This window comes from Lutibacter oceani (assembly GCF_003384935.1).
GTDB classification, from domain to species: Bacteria; Bacteroidota; Bacteroidia; order Flavobacteriales; family Flavobacteriaceae; genus Lutibacter; species Lutibacter oceani.
In genome coordinates, this window is sequence record NZ_QTTQ01000010.1 from 531835 (window position 1) to 556977 (window position 25143).

Annotated in this window: 24 protein-coding genes; 11 read left to right on the forward strand and 13 right to left on the reverse strand. The window is 27.7% G+C overall.

Annotation, left to right across the window (positions count from 1 at the left end; translation table 11 throughout):
* Positions 1-10: 10 nt before the first annotated feature.
* From BX611_RS07845 to nusB, 6 genes are all read right to left on the reverse strand, one after another.
* Entirely contained in the window at positions 11-1543 is a 1533-nt protein-coding gene (locus BX611_RS07845) for a sensor histidine kinase (RefSeq protein WP_240324927.1), read from the reverse strand.
* A gap of 128 nt (positions 1544-1671) precedes the next feature.
* Positions 1672-2259, reverse strand: coding sequence for a dephospho-CoA kinase (gene coaE / locus BX611_RS07850; protein WP_115879891.1), 588 nt, complete (start codon positions 2257-2259; stop codon positions 1672-1674).
* A complete protein-coding gene (locus tag BX611_RS07855; RefSeq protein WP_115879893.1) occupies positions 2256-3227 on the reverse strand; it encodes a CdaR family protein in 972 nt (323 codons plus the stop codon). Before BX611_RS07855 ends, coaE begins: the two co-directional genes overlap by 4 nt.
* 73 nt (positions 3228-3300) lie before the next feature.
* Entirely contained in the window at positions 3301-3624 is a 324-nt protein-coding gene (gene yajC / locus BX611_RS07860; RefSeq protein WP_115879895.1) for a preprotein translocase subunit YajC, read from the reverse strand.
* A 28-nt stretch (positions 3625-3652) separates the two neighbouring features.
* Positions 3653-4105, reverse strand: a complete 453-nt coding sequence (locus tag BX611_RS07865) for a DUF1573 domain-containing protein (protein ID WP_115879897.1) — start codon at positions 4103-4105, stop codon at positions 3653-3655.
* A 29-nt stretch (positions 4106-4134) separates the two neighbouring features.
* On the reverse strand, positions 4135-5073 hold the full coding sequence (gene nusB, locus BX611_RS07870; protein WP_115879899.1) for a transcription antitermination factor NusB: 939 nt from the start codon (positions 5071-5073) through the stop codon (positions 4135-4137).
* Between the two features lie 173 nt (positions 5074-5246).
* On the opposite strand from nusB, the gene BX611_RS07875 reads away from it, so the two are divergent.
* A complete protein-coding gene (locus BX611_RS07875) occupies positions 5247-7001 on the forward strand; it encodes an ABC transporter ATP-binding protein (RefSeq protein WP_115879901.1) in 1755 nt (584 codons plus the stop codon).
* Between the two features lie 80 nt (positions 7002-7081).
* The gene (locus BX611_RS07880; protein ID WP_115879903.1) at positions 7082-7450 is read left to right on the forward strand and encodes a PUR family DNA/RNA-binding protein; all 369 of its coding nucleotides are present in this window, start codon (positions 7082-7084) and stop codon (positions 7448-7450) included.
* Positions 7451-7568: 118 nt separating this feature from the next.
* On the opposite strand, the gene sucC is transcribed toward BX611_RS07880, so the two are convergent.
* Positions 7569-8762, reverse strand: a complete 1194-nt coding sequence (gene sucC, locus BX611_RS07885; protein WP_115879905.1) for an ADP-forming succinate--CoA ligase subunit beta — start codon at positions 8760-8762, stop codon at positions 7569-7571.
* A gap of 220 nt (positions 8763-8982) precedes the next feature.
* Here sucC and BX611_RS07890 point away from each other — a divergent pair, with 220 nt between their 5' ends.
* The 9 genes from BX611_RS07890 to ppgK all read left to right on the forward strand — a co-directional run bounded on the left by BX611_RS07890 (position 8983) and on the right by ppgK (position 18883).
* Complete coding sequence (locus BX611_RS07890) at positions 8983-11397, forward strand: DUF5916 domain-containing protein (RefSeq protein ID WP_115879907.1); 2415 nt, start codon at positions 8983-8985, stop codon at positions 11395-11397.
* Between the two features lie 61 nt (positions 11398-11458).
* Positions 11459-12121 (forward strand): ABC transporter ATP-binding protein, encoded by a 663-nt coding sequence (locus tag BX611_RS07895; RefSeq protein ID WP_115879909.1) that lies wholly within the window; start codon positions 11459-11461, stop codon positions 12119-12121.
* Positions 12122-12131: 10 nt separating this feature from the next.
* Positions 12132-12866 carry a 5'-methylthioadenosine/adenosylhomocysteine nucleosidase gene (locus BX611_RS07900; RefSeq protein WP_115879911.1) on the forward strand — a complete coding sequence of 245 codons (735 nt, stop codon included), beginning with the start codon at positions 12132-12134 and terminating at the stop codon, positions 12864-12866.
* 41 nt (positions 12867-12907) lie between these two features.
* Positions 12908-14866 (forward strand): BatA domain-containing protein, encoded by a 1959-nt coding sequence (locus BX611_RS07905; protein ID WP_115879913.1) that lies wholly within the window; start codon positions 12908-12910, stop codon positions 14864-14866.
* Entirely contained in the window at positions 14863-16116 is a 1254-nt protein-coding gene (locus tag BX611_RS07910) for a dihydroorotase (RefSeq protein WP_115879915.1), read from the forward strand. Before BX611_RS07905 ends, BX611_RS07910 begins: the two co-directional genes overlap by 4 nt.
* Positions 16117-16148: 32 nt before the next feature.
* Positions 16149-16475: a DUF4870 domain-containing protein gene (locus BX611_RS07915; RefSeq protein WP_115879917.1), complete on the forward strand. Its 327-nt coding sequence runs from the start codon at positions 16149-16151 to the stop codon at positions 16473-16475.
* A gap of 55 nt (positions 16476-16530) precedes the next feature.
* Entirely contained in the window at positions 16531-17184 is a 654-nt protein-coding gene (locus BX611_RS07920; RefSeq protein ID WP_115879919.1) for an alpha/beta hydrolase, read from the forward strand.
* 45 nt (positions 17185-17229) lie between these two features.
* Positions 17230-18090: a mechanosensitive ion channel family protein gene (locus tag BX611_RS07925; RefSeq protein WP_115879921.1), complete on the forward strand. Its 861-nt coding sequence runs from the start codon at positions 17230-17232 to the stop codon at positions 18088-18090.
* A gap of 49 nt (positions 18091-18139) precedes the next feature.
* Positions 18140-18883 carry a polyphosphate--glucose phosphotransferase gene (gene ppgK, locus BX611_RS07930; protein ID WP_115879923.1) on the forward strand — a complete coding sequence of 248 codons (744 nt, stop codon included), beginning with the start codon at positions 18140-18142 and terminating at the stop codon, positions 18881-18883.
* Here the strand turns inward: ppgK and BX611_RS07935 are convergent.
* From BX611_RS07935 to BX611_RS07960, 6 genes are all read right to left on the reverse strand, one after another.
* Positions 18876-20207: a DUF58 domain-containing protein gene (locus tag BX611_RS07935; protein ID WP_115880498.1), complete on the reverse strand. Its 1332-nt coding sequence runs from the start codon at positions 20205-20207 to the stop codon at positions 18876-18878. The genes ppgK and BX611_RS07935 overlap by 8 nt on opposite strands.
* Before the next feature lie 66 nt (positions 20208-20273).
* Entirely contained in the window at positions 20274-21257 is a 984-nt protein-coding gene (locus BX611_RS07940; protein WP_115879925.1) for an AAA family ATPase, read from the reverse strand.
* Positions 21247-22452 (reverse strand): DUF4350 domain-containing protein, encoded by a 1206-nt coding sequence (locus BX611_RS07945; RefSeq protein ID WP_162879987.1) that lies wholly within the window; start codon positions 22450-22452, stop codon positions 21247-21249. Before BX611_RS07945 ends, BX611_RS07940 begins: the two co-directional genes overlap by 11 nt.
* Before the next feature lies 1 nt (position 22453).
* Entirely contained in the window at positions 22454-23194 is a 741-nt protein-coding gene (locus BX611_RS07950; protein WP_115879930.1) for a DUF4129 domain-containing protein, read from the reverse strand.
* Between the two features lie 3 nt (positions 23195-23197).
* Positions 23198-24100 carry a hypothetical protein gene (locus BX611_RS07955; RefSeq protein WP_115879932.1) on the reverse strand — a complete coding sequence of 301 codons (903 nt, stop codon included), beginning with the start codon at positions 24098-24100 and terminating at the stop codon, positions 23198-23200.
* A gap of 8 nt (positions 24101-24108) precedes the next feature.
* Positions 24109-25059: a stage II sporulation protein M gene (locus BX611_RS07960; RefSeq protein WP_115879934.1), complete on the reverse strand. Its 951-nt coding sequence runs from the start codon at positions 25057-25059 to the stop codon at positions 24109-24111.
* Positions 25060-25143: the final 84 nt, after the last annotated feature.

The window sequence follows — 25143 nt, forward strand, 5'->3', positions numbered from 1 at the left end:
TTTCTTTAATTTATATCAAAGGTAATTTAACTGTGAAAGTACTACCAACTCCTTTTTCACTTTCAACAAAAATTTCACCTTGATGAATTTCGACTATTTTTTTAACATATGAAAGTCCTAAACCATGTCCTTTCACATTATGAATATTTCCTGTTTCTTCTCTATAAAACTTTTTGAAGACATTTTTTTGAACATTTTTATTCATTCCTATGCCCTTATCTTTTATTTTTAATATGATATATTTTGCCGTATTTTCGGTTATAATATCAATTTTTGGAGCATTTTCCGAATATTTTATTGCATTATCAAGCATATTTACAATAATATTGGTAAGGTGAAATTGATTTCCCAAAATTTCTGTAAAACCTGCTTTTAAATTCGTTTTTATATAACCTCCTTTATCACGTACTAATAATTCAACATGTGTTATTGCCTCCTCTATAATTTCATGAACATCAACTGCTTCCTTACTTACATCTAACTGATTCTTTTCTAACTTAGAGATTCTGAGCACATTTTCAACTTGTGCGTGCATGCGCTTATTTTCATCACGAATCATTTTTACATAACGTATTACTTTTTCTTGATCTCCAATTATTTTTGGATTTTTAATTGCATCTAAAGCTAAATTAATAGTTGCAATGGGCGTTTTAAATTCGTGCGTCATATTATTTATAAAATCTGTTTTTATTTCAGAAATCTGCTTTTGTTTAATTAACTGATATAAAGCAGTTACAAATGCCAAAATTATAATTAGAATAAAAAATGCTGACAATACTAATATTTTAAATATTGATGATAATATAAAATCCTTTTTTGAAGGAAACGTTACAAATAATTGATAATCACTTTTACCTTCAGCATCTGCAAACATAGGAACCATATAACTTTTACCAGCTTCTTTTCTAAAATAACCAGATTTTACCTGAGTTGCTAATCCGTTACTATAAATTCCATATTTAAAATCGGTATCAATTCCTTTACTTTTAAGTTCTCGATCTAACCTGTATGTTATTTCTCTATTACTAACTCTTTGATGAACTGGCATTTTACTTCTTGAAACATCAAAAGATTGTACTAAAAGTGATTTTTCAGCTTCTTTTAACCTACCCATTTTAGTAATACGTTCTTCGGGTAAGTTATCTTTTCCAAATACCTCATCTAATACATTGTTTTCAACAATAGATATTTCCTCTTTGCTAAATATTTCCCTAAAATTTATAGAATCATTGTCAAAGAACTCTGCTGGTACCTTATAATTTTGTTCAATTATACTTTGAGAATACGTAAAACGCTCATTATTAATGGTATCAATTTTTTCAAAAATAAAATTTCTAACATCAGATCCTTTTACTAAATCACCTTCTTTATAATTAGCTGCATATTTTTCATAAAATTCATCAAACTCACGCTGTCTTATATCTTCTGATACTTTTGCTAAGGCAAACCTAACATTAGATGTAAATTGCTGCTCTGTAATTTGTATGGTATTTTTTATCCAAAAAACCTGCACTGTAATAATACCTATCAGCGAAATACTCATTAAAATGATGATAAGTAGAAATATCCTCTTTCTCATTGTTCAAAATTAAACTTTTAACAGTAAAATTATCTTTATTTAACTTTAGTTAACAATATATACATTTTTTTAACACTATTTTAAGAATATATTTATTTTTTAGAGTGCTTCAAAAGAATATTGTAAACTGTTAATACTTGTTTTTCAGTAGTATTTAAAGTGTTATTTACAATTACAAAATGTGATTTTCTTATTTTTTCTTCGTCATTTAGTTGATGTTGAATTCTATCTAATACCTGACTTTTGGTTACACCATCTCTTTTTTTAACTCGGCGAATTCTATCTTCTAAATTTGCAGTTACTGTAATAACAAAATCGCATAATTTATTACTGCCACTTTCAAATAAAATTGCTGCTTCATAAATTATAAATTTAGCAGGTGATTTTTTTACAAAATTTTTAAAATCCTCACGAACTTTTGGATGCACAAGTGCATTTAATGCTGCTAATTTTTTTTTGTCCTTAAAAACTATTTCAGCAATATAAGTTTTATTTAATTCGTTGTTTTTATATGCTTCTTTACCAAAAAGGTTCGTTATATCCTGTACTAACGCTGCATTAGTGTTCATTAAATTTTTAGCCTTAATATCTGCCACATAAGTTTCAAAGCCAAGTTTTTTAAACATATTTAACACTGTAGATTTTCCACTACCAATTCCACCAGTTAAGCCTATAATCATTCTTTTTGTATTAAAAATTCTATTTGATTTGGAATAATTTTTAATGAAGAGATATATTCACTTTTTTGTTTGATTACTGGGGTTAAAAACTGAGTTGTAGAATCTTTTTCATACTGTTTATAATCAAAAATAATTAACAAACTATTGTCGTTTATTTTATTAAAATGTGTTATACTCGCTTGGTATACAACTTCTATTTGCTTAGGAAAAGGATTTACTTTAACACCATCGGGCTCGTTTATAATTGAAACTGGTATTGTAAACTTCCCTTCAGTAAATTTATCAACCTTACCTGTTATTCTCACCTTATTACTTGAAAATATTAAGTTTTTACTTTTTTTAGGAATTATTAAATCCAACTCACTATCAATACTTTCATAAATATCATTCAGTTTTAATAAAACCGTTGAAATTTCTTTAATTGAATCTATGTACTTTTCGGATCCTGTAATAATAATAGAATCTGGAAGCACACTTAATTTTTCAATAAAATTATATCCCAACTTAAACTTAATCTCAGTTTTAGGAACAACTGGAACTTTTTTTGAAACGTTTTTTCCAATTTCAATAAAAATAGTGTCTTTTAAAATACTTAATATTTCAGTTTCACCAACTAATTTAGTGTTTAAATTAGAGAGTTGTGAATTTGGTAAAAGGTAGTATAAATCGCCTTTTTTTGATAAATTATTTAAATTAAAACTAACTTTTGGTGCTTTAAATTTATATTTTAATAAATTAAAACCTGGGGCTTTAATTGCCACATCAAGCTTAGCAACCGGTTTTGTTTGCAATAATTTATCATTAGGCAAATTTTTATATTCCACATTAAAAACTGTTGAACTTGTATATGTTTTAGACAATTCTATTAACAACCATATTATTGATGTTAATACCAAAAAAAATAAAAAAACCTTAAATTTGCGGTTATTTTTTATGGATATACCTGAAGTGCTTACAACTGTTTTCATTACTTGAAATAAAAAATAAATATACAAAAAAAGTGAGCCTTTCAGCTCACTTTTATAGATATGAAATCTTAAATTATTTTTTATCAGCTGGAGCTGAATATTTTTTACTTAAATCCATTGAAATAGCTGAACGCTCAAATTTTATTTTACCAGCACCTGTTTCAACAATTACGGTATTATCGCTATCCACAATATCAACAATTTTTCCGTGAATACCACTTGAAGTAACTATTTTATTGCCTTTTGCAATAGAGCTTTGAAACGCTTTTTCATTTTTTGCTTTTTTCATTTGTGGTCTAATCATAAAAAAATAGATAACCACAAACATTAACAAAAATGGTAACATACTTGTTAATGAACTTCCTCCTCCTGTTTGTAATAAAATTGTTGTATACATTTTTTAATTTGTGTTTTTTATAAAATTTTTAACTTTTTTTAACTACTGTTCCTTTAATTCTAATAGTTTCTGTAACTTTTTCTGAATTGGTTTGTAAAGTTATAGATTTACTTTGTTTACCTACTCTTCCTCTTGAGTTAAATGTAAACTTTAACGGTGCAGACTCACCTGGTTTAATAGCTTCTTTTGGCCATTCTGGCACTGTACAACCACAAGTTGCTTTAGCACTTGTAATTATTAAATCTACTTTTCCTTTGTTAATAATTTCAAAAGAACCTTCTACTAACTCACCTTCAGTTACTTCTCCAAAATCGTATTCTCTTTTATCAAAATCAATAATTGCAGATCCTAAACCAATAACTGCATCTCTTTCTTTAGCTGTTTCTAAGTTAGATGTGTTAATTTTTGAAGTTGCTTTTTCCTTACAAGAAAATAGCGCAACACTTAACATTAAAACATAAACAATTGTAAAATTTTTCATAATATGTAAGTTTTTGTAAAAATATAAAATTATAATAATCCTCTTCCTATTTTATTAATTCTTTTTGAAGCAGTAAAATCTTTTAAAATTTTATCTAACACTCCATTTATAAAGAAACTACTTTTGTGTGTTGAATAATCTTTTGAAATTTCAATATATTCGTTTATGGTAACCCTTGATGGTATTGATGGGAATTTTAAGAATTCACAAATTGCCATTTTAATTAAAATCATATCAATATCTGCAATTCGCTCTGCATCCCAATTTGGTGTTTTATCTTTTACATCCTTTTCAAATTCAGTATGATTTAAAATAACTTTTCTAAATAAATCAACTACAAACTTTTTATCATCATCATCTTTATATAACAATCCTAAAGTAAAAGGCTTATTAATTTTCATTTGATTGATAGATTTTAAAACCCACGTATTTACAAACGGAATATCATCTACCCAGCTAATATTTTTATCTTCAAAATAATCGGCCAATTTATCATTTGGAGCAATAACTTCTTTAAATAAAGCTGCAATAAATTCTTTATCTTCTTGAAATGAAGATAATGTAGATTTCATATATGTTTTATATAGCGGAGATTCTTTGGTTACCCTCCAAATTTCTTTTACATACTCATCATCTAAAATCCAGTAATTCAATTTATTTTCCTCTAAATAGTTATTTAAAGAAACACTATCTTCCAATAGTTTAAAAATTGCATTATCAATAAATTTGGTATTTGGGTTTAACTCTTCTGAAGTTGCTAAATACTTTTTTTGAGAAATTTTAATATGGTTTTTTTCCATATTTTTTACTTCAACAAATAGACGCAATACCAAGACGTACAAATCAAACATTTTATCTATACTAGCATATAGAAATTTTTCTTCCTTATCAAGGATATCACTTTTAGATTGAAGCATTGCATAAACAGATTGCATTACCTTTACTCTAATATGTCTTCTATTTATCATTTAAAGAACTTTAAACATTTATTGTTTTAAAAGCGCAAAAATACTATTATTTTTTTGAAAAATAATTTGTTTTTGTTTTTTTATTCAAAGTTAATTGTATCTTAAAATTACTTCAATAAATTAATATTCATGTATATTCGTACATTAAAATTGAAATGCCGTTTTTTCCCTTTATGAAAGCCTTAAAATATTTAAATAAATACTTTTCAAAATACAAATATCGTCTCTTAATAGGAATATTTATTACGTTTTGCTCCAAATATTTAGCACTTCAAATTCCTCAACTTATCAGCAAATCTTTAGATGCTGCACAAGATTATAAAAATGGAATTATTACTGATTTAACAATTGTTAAATCTGATTTATTAAACAATATTTTATTAATTATTGGTGCCGCTTTACTCTCAGGTTTTTTTACTTTTTTAATGCGACAAACAATAATTGTAACTTCTAGGCTTATTGAGTTTGATTTAAAAAATGAAATTTATCAACAATACCAACGTTTGTCTTTAAATTTTTACAAAAAAAATAAGACAGGAGATTTAATGAATAGAATTAGTGAAGATGTAAGTAAGGTACGTATGTACTTTGGGCCAGCCATTATGTACACTATGAATATGCTGGTACTTTTTATTGTTGCAATTATAAAAATGTATAATATTGATACTACTTTAACAAATTATACACTTTTACCACTACCTGTTTTATCAATTTCAATTTATCTTTTAAGTAGAGTTATAAATAAACGAAGTATGATTGTTCAACAGTATTTATCAAAACTTACTGCAAATGCGCAAGAAACTTTTTCGGGAATTAGTATTTTAAAATCTTACGGAATTGAAAAAAATGCAATAGTTGAATTTGGGAATCTTTCAGAAACTTCAAAAGAAAAAAATATTGATTTATTTAAAGCCCAGGCATTGTTTTTTCCATTAATGATTCTATTAATAGGCTTAAGTAATATTTTAGTAATTTACATTGGAGGACTTAGATATATTGCTGGTGAAATTTCCATTGGTGTTATTGCTGAATTTATAATGTATGTAAATATGTTAACTTGGCCAGTTGCTGTTGTTGGTTGGGTTACATCCATTGTTCAACAAGCTGAAGCCTCCCAGGAACGTATTAACGAATTTTTAAAACACGAACCTGAAATTAAAAATTTAATTGAAACCCCTTCAACCATACATGGAGCCATTGAATTTAAAAATGTGACTTTTACGTATGATGACACTAACATTACAGCACTAAAAAATTTAAGTTTTAAAATAAAACAAGGTGAAACTTTAGCCATTTTAGGTAATACTGGTTCTGGAAAATCAACAATACTTAATTTAATTGCCCGGTTGTATGATGTAGATTCTGGCGAAGTATTAATTGATGGAAAAAATATAAAAAGTATAAATTTAGATGATTTAAGACAAAGCATTGGTTTTGTACCTCAAGAAGCATTCTTATTTTCCGATACCATAAAAAACAATATAAAATTTGGAGATGATAATGCGTCTGATGACAAAATTGTACAAGCTGCAAAAGATGCATATATTCATCATAATATTATTGACTTTAATAAAGGTTACGACACGTATGTAGGTGAACGAGGTGTTACATTATCTGGTGGTCAAAAACAACGAATTTCTATAGCACGCGCTTTAATTAAAGAACCTAAAATATTAATTTTTGATGATTGTTTGTCTGCTGTTGATACTGAAACCGAAGAAATTATTTTAAATAATTTATATAAAGTAAGTCTTAATAAAACCACAATAATAGTAAGCCATAGGGTGTCATCTGTTAAAAATGCTGATAAAATTATAGTTATTGAAAATGGAACAATTATACAACAAGGTTCACACAATGAGCTAGTTAATAAACCCGGATATTACAAAGAATTATACAATCAACAACTTTTAGAAAAAGAATTATAAAAATTACGTTTTAAGTAAATTAATTTTATAGATTTGTGTAGAAATCTAAAAAAAAGATTAATAAAAATAGAAAGTTAATTATGAGTGACAAAGAACATTTAGAACAAGAGGAGATATTCTCTCAGGTTCTTAGAGCAGGAAGAAGAACTTACTTTTTTGATGTAAGAGCTACAAAAGCTGACGATTATTACTTGACTGTAACTGAGAGTAAAAAATTTACACATGACGATGGATCTTTCCATTACAAAAAACACAAAATTTATTTATACAAAGAAGATTTTGCAGAATTTAATGAAATGTTAAAAGCTGCTACTGATTACATTTTAGATGAAAAAGGTGAAGAAGTTATATCTGAACGTCACCAAAAAGACTTTAAAAAACCATCAGAATTAAATGAAGAAACTTCTGGATCTGAAAGTTTCACTGATTTAAATTTTGAAGATATTTAATAGTAATTTTTACTATTTAAAAGCACCTCAATTGAGGTGCTTTTTTTATATTAATTATTGAGCATAAAAAAACCGACTTAAAGTCGGTTTTTTTATGCTATATTATTTAACTTAAAGTTTAAGCTAGAACTTGTTGAACTTTATCTGCGGCTTCTTGAAACTCAGTAGCAGAAATTACATCTAAACCACTATCATCAATTAACTGCTTAGCTTCAATTGCATTTGTACCTTGTAACCTAACAATAATAGGAACTTTAATTGCATCTCCCATATTTTTGTATGCATCAATTACACCTTGTGCAACTCTATCACAACGCACAATACCACCAAATATATTTACTAAAATAGCCTTTACATTAGGATCTTTTAAAATAATTCTAAAAGCAGTTTCAACCCTTTTAGCATCTGCTGTACCGCCAACATCTAAAAAGTTAGCAGGTTCTCCACCAGATTGTTTAATTAAATCCATTGTACTCATAGCCAAACCAGCACCATTCACCATACAACCTACATTTCCATCTAAATCTACATAATTTAAACCAGCAGCATTTGCTTCCACTTCAATTTCATTTTCTTCACGTAAATCTCTTAAAACTGCCAAATCTTTATGCCTAAATAAAGCATTATCATCTAAAGTAACTTTAGAATCTACTGCTAATATTTTATCATCAGAAGTTTTTAATACTGGGTTAATTTCAAATAATGATGCGTCTGATTTTACAAAAGCAGTATATAAAGAAGTAACAAATTTTATCATTTCTTTTAAGGCTCCACCTGACAATCCTAAATTAAAAGCAACTTTTCGCGCTTGAAAAGGTAGTAACCCTAATAAAGGATCAATATCTTCTGTAAAGATTAAATGTGGTGTTTTTTCCGCAACAGCTTCAATATCCATACCACCTTCAGTAGAATACATAATCATATTTCTACCAGTACTTCTGTTTAAAAGCACAGACATATAATATTCATCCGGTTCATTGGCTCCTGGATAATATACATCTTCAGCAATTAATACTTGACTTACTTTTTTTCCTTGAGGAGGTGTTTGAGGCGTTTTTAGCATCATTCCAATAATATCTTCTGAAATACTTTCTACTTCAGCCAAACTTTTTGCAAGCTTCACTCCACCACCTTTACCACGACCACCTGCGTGAATTTGAGCTTTTACAACCCACCAACCCGTTCCGGTTTCTGTTGCTAATTGTTTAGCAGCCTCAACTGCTTTTTTATGGTTATCGGCAACAATTCCACGTTGAATTCTTACTCCAAAACTATTTAATAATTCTTTTCCTTGATATTCGTGTAAATTCATTAGAAATAATGGTTTTAAAAAATATATACAAATGTAATAATCTAAAACTTAAATTTTAGTTTCAACCAAAAAAAGATTGTAACAAATATATTTTTTTGAAGTCTTTATCATATTTAACAATTAAAACAGATTTTATTATTAACATTTATTTAAGAACGTTTAGAAAATATGTTAAATATTTTAGCATTATATTTTTTGGACAATCAAACTATTTCATTTCATGAAAAATTTTTTTTTAATTCTTTCCTTATTTTGTATTGTAACAATCACAGCCCAAGAAACCAAAAAAAAACTACTAGCAAAAAGAGTTTCAAATCCTCCAAAAATTGATGGCATACTTAATGATGACGTCTGGAAAGATGCAGATGTAGCTAAAGATTTTGTAATGTTCAGACCTTCTTCAGGTACACCAGAAGAAAAAAATAAAAGAACCGAAGTTAAGGTTGTTTATGATGATGATGCCATTTATTTTGGAGCCTATTTATATGATGATAAGCCAAACGAAATACCTAAAGAATTTGCAAATAGGGATAATTTTGCCTCGGTTGATTGGTTTGGAGTAATGATAAACCCAAATAATGATTCGCAAAATGATACTGAATTTTTTGTTCAAGTTACAGGTAATCAAGCAGATGCTAAATCAAATGCTTTTAATGAGGATTTTAGTTGGAGTGCAGTTTGGGACAGTGAAGTTTCGGTACTTAGAGATGGATGGGTTGTTGAGATAAAAATTCCTTATTCAGCATTGCGTTTTTCAAATCAGGAAGTACAAACTTGGGGGCTAAATTTCCATAGACATTTTAGAAATACAAGAGAGCAATTTACCTGGAATTATATTGACAGAACTAAAGGAATTATTCAACAATATGCAGGAACACTTAGCGGTATTGAAAATATTCAACCTCCTACCCGCTTAAGCTTTTCCCCATATGCTTCTTCTGCTTTTAATTCATACGATGGTGAAAATTCATTTAACAATAGTATTGGTTTAGATGTAAAATATGGAATCAGTGAAAGTTTTACTTTAGACGCTACATTAATTCCAGATTTTGGACAAACTGCTTTTGACGATATTGTACTAAATTTAGGTCCCTTTGAAGAACAATATCAAGAACAACGCCCATTTTTTACTGAAGGGACTGAACTTTTTAGCAAAGGAGATATGTTTTATTCCAGAAGAATTGGAAATGCTCCCGTAAACTATTTTGATGAAGCTACGCTAACCGAAAATGAAGAAATTGTTGATAATCCTTATAAAGTTAATATGCTAAACGCTGTTAAAGTTTCAGGAAGAACTAAAGGCGGACTTGGAATTGGGGTATTTAATGCAATTACTGAAAAAACCGAGGCTAAAATTAAAGATCTTTCAACGGAAGAAATTAAAAGAATAGTTACGGAACCTTTAGCTAATTATAATGTTATAATTTTAGATCAACAATTTAATAAAAACTCATCAGTTTCTTTAATAAATACTAGTGTTTTAAGAGAAGGTAAAGTTAGAGATGCAAATGCTACCGGACTTTTATACACATTAGTGAATAAAAAAAATACGCATTATATAGATGGAAGTGTTAAAACCAGTAGTATTATAGAAAATAATGAAAAAACCAATGGCTATTTTTTTGATACAAGTATGGGAAAATTTGCTGGTAAAATTCAATATGAAGCTGGCTATAGAATGGTGGATGAAAAATTTGAAATTAATGATTTAGGATTTCAAAATAGAAATAACTACCAACGTTATTATGGTAATTTTTCTTATAGAATTTTTGAACCTACAAAAAATTTCATTCGTTACAGATTTAATACTTGGGGAAATATTAGTTACAGAAAAAGTGATGGCGCTTATATGGATAATAGAATTGGAATAAACTTTAATGCAACCACTTTAAAACAATTATCTTTTGGAGTTAATATTAATGGAAATATTGGCAAAACTTATGATTACTACGAACCTAGAGTTGAAGACAGGTATTATACAGACAGTCCAAGATTAAATTTTAATGGATGGCTGTCAACAGATTTTAGCAAAAAATTTGCTTTTGAAACGAGCGTTTTTCACGGAATAAGAATTGGAGAATCTAGAATTTATACTGAATTTGATTTTTCTCCTCGTTATCGTTTTAACGATAAGTTTAATGTTTCTTACGGTTTAAATATGGGTGCTGGAAAAAACAGTAAAGGTTGGGTAAATGAATTAGAAGATGGTACAATTATATTTGGCAATAGAACTGTAAAAAACATAACAAATTCGATTTCAGGAAGATATAATTTTAGCGTAAAATCTGGACTTGCATTAACTTTCAGGCATTATTGGTCGCCAATTGAATATGATAACGAATTTTATAATTTAGAACAAAACGGAGAGCTTTCGCCAAATACTTATTCAGAAAATCATGACATTAATTTTAATAGCTGGAATTTAGATTTAAGTTACTCTTGGCAATTTGCTCCTGGTAGTCAATTAGTTGCTTTATATAGAAATGCTATTTTTAACGAGGATACTAATTCTGACTTAAATTTTAATGAAAACCTAACAAACCTGTTTGAACAACCAAAACAACACAACGTTTCACTTAAGTTAATTTATTATATAGATTATAATAACATGAAAGGTTGGCTTGGAAAAAGTTAACAGAAAACTATTTTTATTTTAATTTTCACTTTTTACTCTATAATTTAACTATTTTTGAATTATGATAAAAGCAAAAAATATTCATAAATTTTATGGTGATTTAGAGGTTTTAAAAGGCGTAAACCTATCCATAAAAAAAGGAGAAGTTGTTGCTATTGTTGGTCCATCAGGTGCTGGAAAAACTACACTCCTTCAAATACTGGGAACATTAGACAAACCTACCCAAAATAAAGAATCTGATCTTACAATAAACACTATAAATTTATTAACTTTAAATGATAAAACGCTATCAAAATTTAGAAATAAACATATAGGATTTATTTTTCAATTTCATCAATTGCTTCCTGAATTTACTGCTTTAGAAAATGTATGTATTCCTGCGTTTATAGCAAATAACACCAAAAGTGAAGCGGAATCCAAAGCCAAAGAATTACTGGAATTTTTAGGCCTTTCAAACAGAATAAATCATAAGCCAAATGAACTTTCTGGTGGAGAGCAACAACGGGTTGCTGTTGCACGTGCTTTAATAAATAATCCTGATGTTATTTTTGCAGATGAACCAAGTGGAAATTTAGATTCTGCTTCTGCTAAAAATTTACACGAACTATTTTTTACACTACGCAAAAAATTCAATCAAACCTTTGTAATTGTAACTCATAACCAAGAATTGGCAAATATGGCAGACAGAAAACTGGAAATGAAAGATGGAAAAATTATCAATTAAACTTGAATAAATGATTGGAATTATAAGTGCAATGCAAGAAGAAATTCAAGCATTATTAAATGAACTTAAAAATGTTACAACTACAGAAAAAGGAATGCGCACCTATTATTCTGGCAAATTATTTAATAAAAAAGTTGTACTTGTTTTTTCACGCTGGGGTAAAGTTGCATCTGCTGCCACTACCACACAGCTCATAAACGATTTTAACGTAGAGGAAATTATATTTACTGGAGTTGCAGGTGCAATTAATAAAGATTTAAATATAGGTGACGTAGTAATTGGAAAAAATTTATTTCAACACGATTTAAATGCCAGCCCATTTTATAAAAAGTTCGAAATTCCAATTCTAAAAAAGGAGTTTTTAGAAACTAAAAATTCACAAAAAATAATTAATTCAACTAATTTATTTATAGATAGTTACAATAAATATATTAAAGATTCTGAAGCGGCTGTTTTTAATATAACAGCTCCAAAAATAGTGTTTGGAGATATTGCAAGTGGAGATCAATTTATTTCAAGTATTAAAAAAATAAAAAAACTAAATAAAGCGTTGCCAACAGCTATTTGTGTTGAAATGGAGGGTGCTGCTGTTGCCCAAATTTGTTACGAATATAACATTCCATTCTCAATAATTAGAATTATCTCAGATAAAGCAAACGACAATGCAACCATAGATTTTTCAAGATTTGCAAATACAATTGCCAGTAACTATGCATTAGGAATTTTAAAAAACTATTTTGCATAAGTCTGTTTGAATTTAATATCTTTGAAAAACTATTATGAACAATGCAGTTTAAGCATCCTGAAATTTTATACGCACTTCTGCTTCTTATCATTCCGATAATAGTTCATTTATTTCAGTTACAACGCTTCATAAAAGTCCCTTTTACCAATGTAAAATTTTTAAAAAATATAGAGCAACAAACTCGCAAAAGTGCACGCCTGAAAAAGTGGCTAGTTTTAGCCTCCAGATTACTTGCATTTACAACTTTAATAATTGCATTTGCACAACCTTATTTTTCTAAATTTAATACTACCTTAAATTACAATACAACATTTTATTTAGACAACTCTTTTAGTATGCAGGCAAAAGGAGCAAATGGAGAATTGTTGAAAAATGCTGCTCAAAATATTATTGAAAATAACACTTTTAAAAACAGTACATTTTCCATATTAACAAATAATGATTTTTTCCCAAAATTAGATGCTAAAAACCTAAAATCTACACTTATAAATTTAAAATATTACCCTATCAAAGTAGATTTTAACACTGTTTTATTAAAATTAAACTCAATAAATAACAATAAAATAAACACTTTATATAAAAACATATTAATATCTGATTTTCAAAATATTAATTTTAAAAATAAAAGTGATTTTACAAATGTAAACTCACCAATCCAACTACTAAAAGTAATTCCTAAAACGCAAAACAATATTTATATTGATAGCGTTTTTATAAACAACAATACTTCATCAGATATTAGTATTACTGCACTTGTAAAAAGCACAAAGAAAATTACTGAAAATGTTCCTGTTTCATTGTTTAGCAATTCTATTTTAATTGGAAAAGCAACCTCAAAATTTGACAATTCAAAGTATACCAGTGTACAATTTACAATTCCAAATGCTACTGATTTTAATGGAAAAATATCATTAAATGATGCCGTTCTTGAATTTGATAACGACTTCTTTTTTACCCTATCTAAACCAGAAAAAATAAATGTTTTATCTATTGAAAATTCAGCTGGTTTTTTACCTAAAATTTATACTGAAAATGAATTTAATTTCACATCTTTTTCATTGCAAAATTTAAATTACAATACTATTCAAAATCAGCAATTAATTGTTTTAAATGAAATTGAAAAATTTCCTATTGAATTAATAATTGCTTTAAAAGAATATTTTATAAATGGGGGTAATTTGGTTTTAATTCCTTCTGAAAAAACAGATATTTTAACTTACAATAACTTGCTAAACCAACTAGGAATTGGGTTAATTAAATCAAAAGAAAACAAAGACCATAAAATAACTTCAATAAATTATAACCATCCATTGGTAAATGATGTTTTTGAGAAAAGAGTTCAAAATTTTCAGTACCCAAAAACAAATCAATATTTTAAAAGCAATTTTAAAAATGCTGCTTCCATTATAAATTTTGATAATAATGATGCGTTTATCTCATCTGCAAACTTTAAAAACAATAATTTTTATTGGGTCGCATCACCTTTAAATTATGAGGTTTCAGATTTTACCCAATCTCCACTTATAGTTCCTGTTTTCTATAATTTCGCAAAAAATAGTTCAAAATTTTCTGAGCTTTATTATACTATTTCACAAAATACAAACATTGATGTTAAAATAGCCATTGGAAAAGAGCAAGTGTTAAAAATTTCTGATGAATTAAATGAATTTATACCACTTCAACAAATTGGACCAAACAAAGTAACTCTTAAAATTGAAGATAATATATTAAAAAGTGGTTTTTATAATATTACTAACGGTAATGAAATAATTAAAAAAGTAGCTTTTAATTATAATAGAAATGAAAGCGATTTAACATACACCAATATAAAAGAACTTAGTAAAAACAACAAAGACATTATAGTTTCATCCTCAATAGATGAAATTTTTAAAGAAATTAATAATCAACAAAAAAACAATTGGCTTTTTAAGTGGTTTTTAGCTTTTTCTGTCCTATTTTTGTTAATTGAAATGCTTCTATTAAAATATTTCAAAATATGAATCTACTCATAAAATCTGCAACAATCATTGATCCATCTAGTCCGTTTCACAAACAAGAAAATGATATTTTAATTGAAAACGGTTGTATTAAAAAAATTTCAAAAAAAATAAAAAATCCAAATAACCTAAAAGAAATTAAATTAGATAATTTACATATTTCTCAAGGTTGGTTTGATACTAGCGTTAGTTTTGGAGAGCCTGGTTTTGAAGAACGAGAAACTATTAAAAATGGTTTAGAAACAGCGGCAAAAAGTGGATTTACTAAGGTTGCAGTAAATCCAAATACATATCCGGTTGCTGATAACAAATCAGCAATAGAATTTATTAAAAACAAAGCAAATAATACAGCTACATCACTATTTCCTATTGGATGTTTAACTAAAAATGCTGAAAGTAAAGACCTTGCAGAACTATTTGATATGCAAAATTCAGGAGCTATTGCATTTGGAGATTATAACAATCCAATAGTAAACGCCAATTTATTAAAAATTGCTTTGCAATATGCTCAAAATTTCGATGCCTTAATTTTAAGTTTCCCTCAAGATAATTCTATTGCAGGATATGGTTTAGCAAATGAACATATAAACAGTACAAAACTTGGCTTAAAAGGGATCCCTTCTTTAGCAGAAGAAATGCAAGTTGCAAGAGATTTATTTATTTTAGAATATACCAATGGAAAATTACATATTCCAACAATATCTACTGCAAAATCTGTAAAACTAATTAAGGAAGCAAAAAATAAGGGTTTAAATGTAAGCTGTAGTGTTGCTGCGCATCATTTGGTTTTAACAGATGATGAACTTGCAAGTTTTGACGGAAACACAAAGGTTTTGCCACCTTTAAGAACAGCTAAAGATGTAAAAGCACTTATAAAAGGGATAAACGATGGTGTTATAGATATGATTACCAGTGATCATAACCCAATTGATATTGAGCACAAAAAAGTGGAGTACAATAATGCCAAATTTGGAACAATTGGTATGGAAAGTTTATTTGGATCTTTAAATAAAGTAATTCCTTTAGAAACATTAGTAACTTGTTTAACCACAAATCCAAGAAACAGATTTAATATTGAAAATTCATTTATAAATGAAGGAGAAAAAGCCAATATAACACTTTTTAACCCAGATTTTGAGTATGAGTTTTCATTAAATAATATTTATTCAACATCCAAAAATTCAATATTTTTAAATAAAAAATTAAACGGAAAAGTATACGGTATAATTTCAAATAATAAAATAGTTTTATAATTTTATATATTTACGCAACTAAAAATTTAAAAATGGAAAATCAAACAGTTAATGAAGGAAAAACAATGGCTATTATATCCTATTTTTGGTGGCTAGGGTTAATTATTGCTTTTATTATGAATAACAGTAAAAAAAATACTTTTGCTTCATTTCATATTCGTCAAATGATTGGCTTACTACTACTTAATGTAGGTGTAAGTTTAATTTACAAATATGTAGGTTCTTCAATAGGTATGCTATTAGGCCTTGGTACTTTTGTGCTTTGGGTAATTGGCTTAATTGGAGCATTTCAAGGAGAAGAAAAAAGAGTTCCTTTGCTAGGCGATTTGTTTCAAGACTGGTTTAAAAGCATTGGATAATACTATAAAATCATATTTTTGAAGTCGCGCCTAAAGCGCGACTTTTATTTTATCAATGGAAAAATTATCACTACAATATATTGTAAGAGAACCTAACAATCGAACAGAAAAAACTTCATTACTAATTCTATTACATGGTTATGGAAGTAATGAAGAAGATTTATTTTCATTCGCAACAGAATTACCTGAAGATTTAATTATTATAAGTGCTAGAGCGCCTCAAAGCTTAGGTTTTGGAAGCTACTCTTGGTACACAATTAATTTTACAGCTTCACAAGGCAAATTTTCTGATATTCCTGAAGCCATTGCTGCAAGAGATTTAATTGCTGATTTTATAGATGAAATTCAAGAAAGCTATAAAATAGCACCAACAAAAACATTTTTATTAGGTTTTAGCCAAGGAACAATTTTAAGTTACGCAGTTGCTTTAAGTTATCCTGAAAAAGTTCAAAAAATTATTGCTTTAAGTGGGTATATTAATGCCGAACTATTACCAAAAAACATAGATACAAAAGATTATACTAAATTAGATTTCTTTATCTCTCACGGTTCAGCAGATCAAGTAATACCTGTTGAATGGGCTAACAAAGCACCAAAATTTTTAAATGAATTGCACATTAAAAATTGTTATCAAGAATATCCCGTAGGTCACGGTGTTGCACCTAAAAACTTCTTTGATTTTAAAAATTGGATTGAAGAGCGATTATAGTTTAGTTGATTTTTAGTAGTAAATATTTTAACACAAAATATAAAAATGGAGACACTAAATAATATATTAAATTTTGAAATTTTTAGTTTAGGCGATTATACTGTGAAAGTATCAAAATTGGTAATTATTATATTAATTATTGTATTTACTAAAATAATTTTATGGATTATTCAGAAGGCATTATCTCGTAAAAATAAATTTACAACACTTGATACCGGAACCTCATATGCCATTTTTCAAATAATTAAATATGTTCTTTACGTAATCGCTATTGGATTTATTTTAGAAAATATAGGAATTAAAGTTACATTATTATTAGCTGGTTCTGCCGCTTTATTGGTTGGTGTTGGGTTAGGATTACAACAAACATTTAACGATATAATTTCAGGCCTTATATTGCTTACTGAGAGGTCTATTAAAATAAATGACGTTTTAGAAATTGATGGTGATGTTGTTAAAATTCAAAGCATTGGTTTACGTACTTCAAAAGCTTTAAACAGAGATGATATATCTATTATTATTCCAAACTCCTTAATTACTACAAGCAAAGTAATTAATTGGAGCCATCAATCTCAAAAAACAAGATTTAAAATAGATGTTGGTGTTGCCTATGGAAGTGATGTAGATTTAGTAATAAAAATTTTAGAAGAAAGTGCTTTTGAGCATCCCGATGTTTTTAACAGAGAACTTGTTGAAGGCAGACTAATGAATTTTGGTAACTCATCGTTAGATTTTCAGCTCATATTTTTTAGTAAAAATATTTTTAGAATAAATAAAGCCAAAAGTGATATTCGAAGAATTATCAATAAAAAATTTGCTGAACATAAAATTACAATACCATTTCCTCAAATGGATGTGCATTTTAAATCAAATAACTCTGAAATAGGTAATAATAAATTTATATAAAATATTATATTCAAAAATTATTGAATAAATTACAGTAAAATAATAAAATATGGAAATTTTAGGAATTGATATCGGTGGAACAGGAATAAAAGGTGCTTTAGTTGATACAAAAACAGGAAATTTAACAACCGAGAGACATAGAATTGCTACCCCTAAACCAGCAACTCCAGAAAAAGTAGCTAACACAATTCAAAAAATGGTAAACCATTTTAATTGGAAAGGATTAGTTGGATGTGGTTTTCCAACACCATTACAACACGGAAAATGCCTAACTGGAGGAAATTTACATGAAACCTGGAAAGGTGTTCAAGTTGATGAACTTTTTTCAAAAAAAACAGGAAACGAATATTCAGTTGTTAATGATGCAGATGCTGCTGGACTTGCTGAAATAAGTTTTGGAGCAGGCAGAAATAAAAAAGGTACTGTAATTATGATAACTTTAGGTACTGGAATAGGCTCTGGTGTATTTTTAGATGGAAAATTATTACCAAACACTGAATTAGGACATGTTTTATATAAAAATGGAGAAATTTTTGAAAAATATGCTGCCGATTCTGTAAGGAAAAGTGAAAATTTAAACAGAAAAGAATGGGGAAAAAGGTTGCATAAATATTTTAAACATATTAATTTAATATTATCCCCAGATTTGTTTATTGTTGGTGGTGGAGCCAGTAAAAAATTAGAAAAATTTGTTAATCACATTAAAATAGACACTCCAATTGTAGCAGCTGAAGCTGGAAATGAAGCTGGAATTATTGGTGCTGCAATGGCAGCAAATTTTCATATTAAATAAATCCTTTAGCTTTAAATTCTAAATATTTATTTATTACATTAACGGTAAGGTTTTTAGGTTTTGTTAAAATTCCATAAATACCATGACTTTCCAATTCTTTAACTATTAGTCTTTTTTCAAAAGCGAATTTTTCAGCTATTGTTTTATGATAAATTGTTTGTATATCTGCTGCATTTTCAGTTATTAAATTATCTAGTTCGGTATTTTCAAAAAAAACAACTACTAATAAATGGTATTTTGAAATAGCTTGTAAAAATGGCAACTGACGTTTTAATGATGAAATATGCTCAAAATTTGTATACAAAATTAACAAGCTTCGTTGTGTAATTTTACGCTTTATTAATGCATACAAATAACCAAAATCTGAATCGGTATACTTTGTAGTTATATTATACAAAGCTTCATTAATTGTATTTAAATGCGTTTTTTTATTACTTGCAGCTATAATAGTATCCACTTTTTTAGCAAAAGTTAGCAATCCTGCTTTATCATTTTTCCGAAGTGCAATATTTGAAAATGCTAACGTGGAATTTATGGCATAATCCAATAATTTTAATTTTTCAAAAGGCATTTTCATTACCCTTCCCAAATCTATAATTGAATAAATTGGTTGTGATTTTTCATCCTGAAATTGATTTACCATTAATTGAGAGCGCTTTGCAGTAGCTTTCCAATTTATGGTTCTTACATCGTCTCCTGCTATATAATTTTTAATCTGTTCAAATTCTAGCGTATGCCCAATTCTTCTAATTTTTTTTAAACCAAATTCCGTTAACCGATTACTCATAGCTAAAAATTCATACTTTTTCATTTGAATGTATGAAGGATAAACTGCTACCATTTCATGCTCCTGAAATTTGAATCGCCTTGCAACAATTCTTAAAGGTGAAGAAACATATATATTTAATTTTCCAAAATGATATTCTCCCCTTTCAACTGGCTTCACTTCATATTCAAAATTGTAGTTTTCAAAAGGATTTAAATTAGCAATATGTACAAAATCTCTTTTTTGAAATTGACTTGGAAGCTCATCAATTATTTTTACTTCAATAGTAAACTTATAATTGTTTTTTACAGTAATTGGTACTGGGTTTTCATCTGAGTTTGAAAACTTTTCAGTTAAAATTCTACGAGCATTTACACCTTTTTTTACACTAAAAAGCACATAAATATCACCAACAAACAGCACTGCTAAAATGGTTACTAAAAACCACGCAACATTATATACAATTGGAAACCAAAAAGAAACCAAAAATAATGCTGCAATAACGCTTATATAAATGAAAAAGCGTTGGTGAACGTAGGTATTTTTAATCAGGTTCAATATCATATTATTTTACAGACACTTCAACAAGTTCAGTGTGACAATTGTTTTTTTATTCGCTATTAATTATCTAGGAACTTCAACAGATTGTATAATCATTTCAATAACTTTATCGGTAGTCATTCCTTCCATTTCACGCTCTGGAGTTAAAATTAATCTGTGACGTAAAACTGGGTAAATTACTTTTTTAATATCTTCTGGAATCACAAAATCACGTCCGTTTATTGCGGCATACGCTTTTGATGCATTTAAAACCGCAATACTTGCTCTTGGTGAACCTCCTAAATATAAATGAGGATGATTACGCGTTTTTGTAATTAATTGAGCAATATATCTCATAATTTTTTCTTCAACCAAAATTTCAAAAATCTTGTTTCTGTACTCTAACAAGTCAGCTTCAGAAAGTAAAGATGAAACTAATGTTTGTGGCAGGGCTCCCTTTCTATCCTGATGTGTTTTAATAATTAAAATCTCCTCATCTAAATTTGGGTAACCAACATCAATTTTAAATAAAAAACGGTCTAGTTGAGCCTCTGGCAAAGCATAAGTTCCCTCCTGCTCTATTGGGTTTTGTGTTGCCAAAACCATAAATGGAGGTTTCATTTTATACGTATTTCCATCAATAGAAATTTGGCGTTCTTCCATAACTTCAAACAAAGCTGCTTGTGTTTTTGCAGGTGCTCTATTTATTTCATCAATTAAAACTAAATTAGAAAAAATTGGACCTTCTTTAAATTCAAATTCTGATGTTTTCATATTTAAAACAGAAGTTCCCAATACATCACTTGGCATTAAATCAGGAGTAAACTGCAATCTGCTAAAGCCTGTATCTATAGTTTTTGCAAGTAACTTAGCAGTAATTGTTTTTGCAACACCCGGAACACCTTCTATTAAAACGTGCCCATCAGCTAAAAGCGCAACAATCAATAAATCGACAAATTGTTCTTGACCAACAATAATTTTACCTAATTCAGCTTTAATTTGAATTACGGCATTCTTTAACTTTTCTAAATCTATCCTATTTTCAAAATTCAAATCGTTATTTTCCATATTGAATTGTTTTTTTAAATTTTTCTATCATTTTATTTAGCTTTATCAACTCTTCATCTGTAATTTCATTTCTTAAATGAATTTCATCACAAAATTTGAAAAGTTTTTCAACTTCTTCTATTGAATTTCCACTTCGAGAAGCAACATATTCATAAAAAGTAGCATCTATTGTTGTTGTTGGTATATGTAATTTTGTTCTAATAAATTCTAACAAATAATTGATTTTATGTTCTGCAATATTTTTATGTTCTTGTTTTTCAAAATACATATTTGCAATTGTACGTGTAAAAGCAAGGGTTTGATTTTTTAAAGGTGTAATTATTGGAATACTTCGTTGTTTACGTTTTCCTTCAAAAATAATAAAAAACAAAACCCCAATTAATACCATATAATAAGCCCATTTTAAATACTTTGAACTCAACAAATATTTTATGGGTGAAGTAATTCTGCTTTTCCCGGTTTTATAGTATTCATCCCATAATATCGGAATATCTTCCCTTAAATATGATAAAATATTTGCAGCATGTTGCTGGTTCGGATCATTTAAAATTGTATAGTTTGTAAAAACTTCAGGAAAAGTGTGTAAATAGAAATTTCCTTTCCCAAAATTAAATTTCACAAAATTAATTCCTTCTTCAGTACGTTCTTCATTTTCATTCACATAGCCAGTTATTCCCAGTACTGTTGTATTTATGGTGTCTATTTTTGTAAAAACCTGATTTTCAAATGGACGATCAAAAGAATACTCTTTTCCTTTAAATGCTTTATTAATTAGTTTAAAAAATACCTTTTCATCTAAATTTTTACTAACCAATCTTTCTGTTTCAAAATTTAGTGTATCTATATTCATTCCGTGCGTTGAAATAAATACATCATTCCCTTTATCAACAAATTTCATTAAACGAAAAAATTCTGCATCCCCAAAATTTAGAGTTTCATCAACAAAAAAATAAGTACCAACTTTTGTGGTGTCTTCCAAATAAATATATGGAGGAATTTTAATAGTTTTAATTTCTGTTGCAGGAAATAAATTATTTAATTCCTTACTTAAAACATAAGTTCCATAAGGGATTTTATGCTTTGCCGCATAACTAGGAAACCAATTAATAGGTTGTTTTTTTGTACTTTCAAGATATAAGTATCCTACAATTAAAAGCACAAATAATACAACATATATTTTAGTTTTTTTATCCAAACTACTTATTGTTTATTAGGTTATTTGTATGTTCAAAATCTGCTTCAACACGCGCAAACTCAATTTCACTAATATCAAAATTTCCATACCAAACAAAATCGTACAATCTTGTAAGTTTTTCAAAAGATGATTTTATAGCTTCTTTTGAAATTTCTTTAATGTAATCTTCATTTGTTTTTTGCTGCTCCCAGGCTATTAAATCTTTATTTTCAAGCTGTTTTAATATGTTTAAATAATAATAACGCACTGCTAACCGATAGTTTTTGAGCGCAATTGCTTGATTTATTAATTTAGGAAGGTCTTTGTTTTTTATTAATGCTTCATCATCCGTTATTGAAACAATAGACTTATTAGAGGCGTTTGAAACTATAGTATTTGATTTAACTTTTAAAAAGAATTTAATTAATAAAAATAGTAATAAACCCACAATAATGTAGGGCAAAGCCTTTAAAATACCACCAAAAATACCCTTTGCGTATTTTACTCCAAAAATCCACTCTAAAAACCTTAAAAACTGTCTTCCTAACCAATTAAAAAAACGTTCAATAAACGTTGGTTCTGTCTCGACTTTATCTACTAAATAATCAAAATCGGGATTGGATTTATAATTATCTAAATTCTTTTCATTAAACTTTTTTTGAACAATACTGCTTGTATCATTTTTCACTGAAAGCGAATCCGCTTGCGCGTAAACACTAAATGAAAACAGTAACGTAAGTATAAAAAAAAGTGATTTATTCATTAATTATTCTTCAGAATTTGTACCTCCTAAACTATCAATTTTTTCATATGTACCCGTAAAATTCTTTTGTTCATTTAAATCGAAATAAATAAAAGCAGAAGCTATTAATGTAATGGAATAAAACAAAAACTTTCCAAAATAAGCCAAAAATGTTAGTGCCATATAAATTGGATCATCAAAAAGTCCAAGTACAGCTGTAGGATCTTCAGAATTCATAAAAATACCTGTAGAAATTAATTGATAAATCATAGAAGGAATTGTAAATGCTATCCCAAGAATACCTACTAATATACTTAATACTATAAGTACACCAAATGTATTCCACCATTCATTTTTAATCAATTTGAAACAATGAGAAATAGTATCACCTACACTTTTGTTTTCAAAAACCATAATAGAAAACCCTAAAAATAAAACCACTGAAAAATAAATTGAAGGTAAAAAACAAAGCACATAACCAACAAATATTATTAAAATTGAAACTATACCTAGTCCAATAAATTTCCAAATATTTTTATAGGTATTTTGTTTTACTTCATCAAAATTGGCAACACCATTATTAGCTATGTATGATTTTACATAATAAAGAGATACTTCAGCTAATAAAGTATAAACCAAGCCCCAAACTATCATCATAATAAATGCCCACCCTAAAATTCCAGAGAATCCACTAAAAAATAATGAAGGATCACCCTGATCTAAAGTTAAAAGTCCTTTTGCAGCACTTGAATAAGATATTACGGCAAACATTAATAATGCCGCACCAATTAATAATATAGGTCCAATTATTTTAATCATAAACTTAAAATATTCTTTCCAATTTTCACGAATGAATTTAAAAGTATCGGTAATAATTGCACCTAAATCTCGCTCTTTTTTAAATTCTAAAAAGTTACTATTTTCCATGTTAATTTTTATTGTTTAGTTAATTTTATAGGATATATTACGTAGTAATAAAGTATTGTTATAAATGAAATTAAAATTATAAATATTGCCAACCAATCAGGCATTTCTGTATGTCGTGTTACAAAACCTTCTAAAAAACCGGCTACTATAAAAAATGGAATTGTACTTACCATTATTTTAAGTCCAGCTTTAAAACTTTGCTTAAAAGATGCCAACCTAGTATATGTTTTGGGAAAAAGTAAACCATTTCCTAAAACCAAACCTGCGCAACCAGCAATTATAATTACAGAAATTTCAATTGTCCCGTGTATCCAAATTGTTCGTGAAGACTCCCAAAGTAAGTCTTTTTCATAAAAAAAGTATAAAAAAGAGCCCAGCATAATACCGTTTTGCATCATAATATATAAGGTGCCCACTGAAAATAACATTCCAAATACAAAAGCCATCATAGCAACTTTAATGTTATTCAGCGTAATTTGAATAAACATATTACTTTCTCCCATTTTTTTATAAACAGCCATTGGATCACCTTTTTCAATATTTTCCAATGTCATATTTACATAATTATCACCTAACATCAGGCGAACAAAATCACCATCATTAGCAGCAGAATATGCTCCAACTATTGCAAAAAATAAAAATGTAGTAAATGCTATTAGTAATTGTTTGTGATATTTTACAAATTCCAGTGGAAATTCAAACTTAAAAAAATTGACTAATCTGTTTTTACTTTCTTTTTTAGTTTTATAAATTTTTTGATGTGCTTTTGAAGCAATTGAATTTAAATATTTTGCAGTATTACTTTGCGGATAAAAAGTTTTTGCATAACTCAAATCATCTGTAATTTCAACATATAAATCCGACAACTTATCTGGTGAAATTTGCTCTTTATTATCAAGAACATTTTCAAATAAGAGCCATTTATTTTTATTTCTTTTTACAAATGATGCTTCACGCATTTTTTATACTTTTGCTTTTTCAATATAGCAATTATTCATATTGAATATTAAGTTAACGAATGTAAAAAATACAATTGTATCATC

What these genes read in the sequence shown, in the direction of transcription:
- BX611_RS07845 (WP_240324927.1), bottom strand. Translation starts at nt 1,543, where the DNA reads ATGAGTATTTCGCTGATAGGTATTATTACAGTGCAGGTTTTTTGGATA.
- coaE (WP_115879891.1), bottom strand. Translation starts at nt 2,259, where the DNA reads ATGATTATAGGCTTAACTGGTGGAATTGGTAGTGGAAAATCTACAGTG.
- BX611_RS07855 (WP_115879893.1), bottom strand. Translation starts at nt 3,227, where the DNA reads ATGAAAACAGTTGTAAGCACTTCAGGTATATCCATAAAAAATAACCGC.
- yajC (WP_115879895.1), bottom strand. Translation starts at nt 3,624, where the DNA reads ATGTATACAACAATTTTATTACAAACAGGAGGAGGAAGTTCATTAACA.
- BX611_RS07865 (WP_115879897.1), bottom strand. Translation starts at nt 4,105, where the DNA reads ATGAAAAATTTTACAATTGTTTATGTTTTAATGTTAAGTGTTGCGCTA.
- nusB (WP_115879899.1), bottom strand. Translation starts at nt 5,073, where the DNA reads ATGATAAATAGAAGACATATTAGAGTAAAGGTAATGCAATCTGTTTAT.
- BX611_RS07875 (WP_115879901.1), top strand. Translation starts at nt 5,247, where the DNA reads ATGAAAGCCTTAAAATATTTAAATAAATACTTTTCAAAATACAAATAT.
- BX611_RS07880 (WP_115879903.1), top strand. Translation starts at nt 7,082, where the DNA reads ATGAGTGACAAAGAACATTTAGAACAAGAGGAGATATTCTCTCAGGTT.
- sucC (WP_115879905.1), bottom strand. Translation starts at nt 8,762, where the DNA reads ATGAATTTACACGAATATCAAGGAAAAGAATTATTAAATAGTTTTGGA.
- BX611_RS07890 (WP_115879907.1), top strand. Translation starts at nt 8,983, where the DNA reads ATGAAAAATTTTTTTTTAATTCTTTCCTTATTTTGTATTGTAACAATC.
- BX611_RS07895 (WP_115879909.1), top strand. Translation starts at nt 11,459, where the DNA reads ATGATAAAAGCAAAAAATATTCATAAATTTTATGGTGATTTAGAGGTT.
- BX611_RS07900 (WP_115879911.1), top strand. Translation starts at nt 12,132, where the DNA reads ATGATTGGAATTATAAGTGCAATGCAAGAAGAAATTCAAGCATTATTA.
- BX611_RS07905 (WP_115879913.1), top strand. Translation starts at nt 12,908, where the DNA reads ATGCAGTTTAAGCATCCTGAAATTTTATACGCACTTCTGCTTCTTATC.
- BX611_RS07910 (WP_115879915.1), top strand. Translation starts at nt 14,863, where the DNA reads ATGAATCTACTCATAAAATCTGCAACAATCATTGATCCATCTAGTCCG.
- BX611_RS07915 (WP_115879917.1), top strand. Translation starts at nt 16,149, where the DNA reads ATGGAAAATCAAACAGTTAATGAAGGAAAAACAATGGCTATTATATCC.
- BX611_RS07920 (WP_115879919.1), top strand. Translation starts at nt 16,531, where the DNA reads ATGGAAAAATTATCACTACAATATATTGTAAGAGAACCTAACAATCGA.
- BX611_RS07925 (WP_115879921.1), top strand. Translation starts at nt 17,230, where the DNA reads ATGGAGACACTAAATAATATATTAAATTTTGAAATTTTTAGTTTAGGC.
- ppgK (WP_115879923.1), top strand. Translation starts at nt 18,140, where the DNA reads ATGGAAATTTTAGGAATTGATATCGGTGGAACAGGAATAAAAGGTGCT.
- BX611_RS07940 (WP_115879925.1), bottom strand. Translation starts at nt 21,257, where the DNA reads ATGGAAAATAACGATTTGAATTTTGAAAATAGGATAGATTTAGAAAAG.
- BX611_RS07950 (WP_115879930.1), bottom strand. Translation starts at nt 23,194, where the DNA reads ATGAATAAATCACTTTTTTTTATACTTACGTTACTGTTTTCATTTAGT.
- BX611_RS07955 (WP_115879932.1), bottom strand. Translation starts at nt 24,100, where the DNA reads ATGGAAAATAGTAACTTTTTAGAATTTAAAAAAGAGCGAGATTTAGGT.
- BX611_RS07960 (WP_115879934.1), bottom strand. Translation starts at nt 25,059, where the DNA reads ATGCGTGAAGCATCATTTGTAAAAAGAAATAAAAATAAATGGCTCTTA.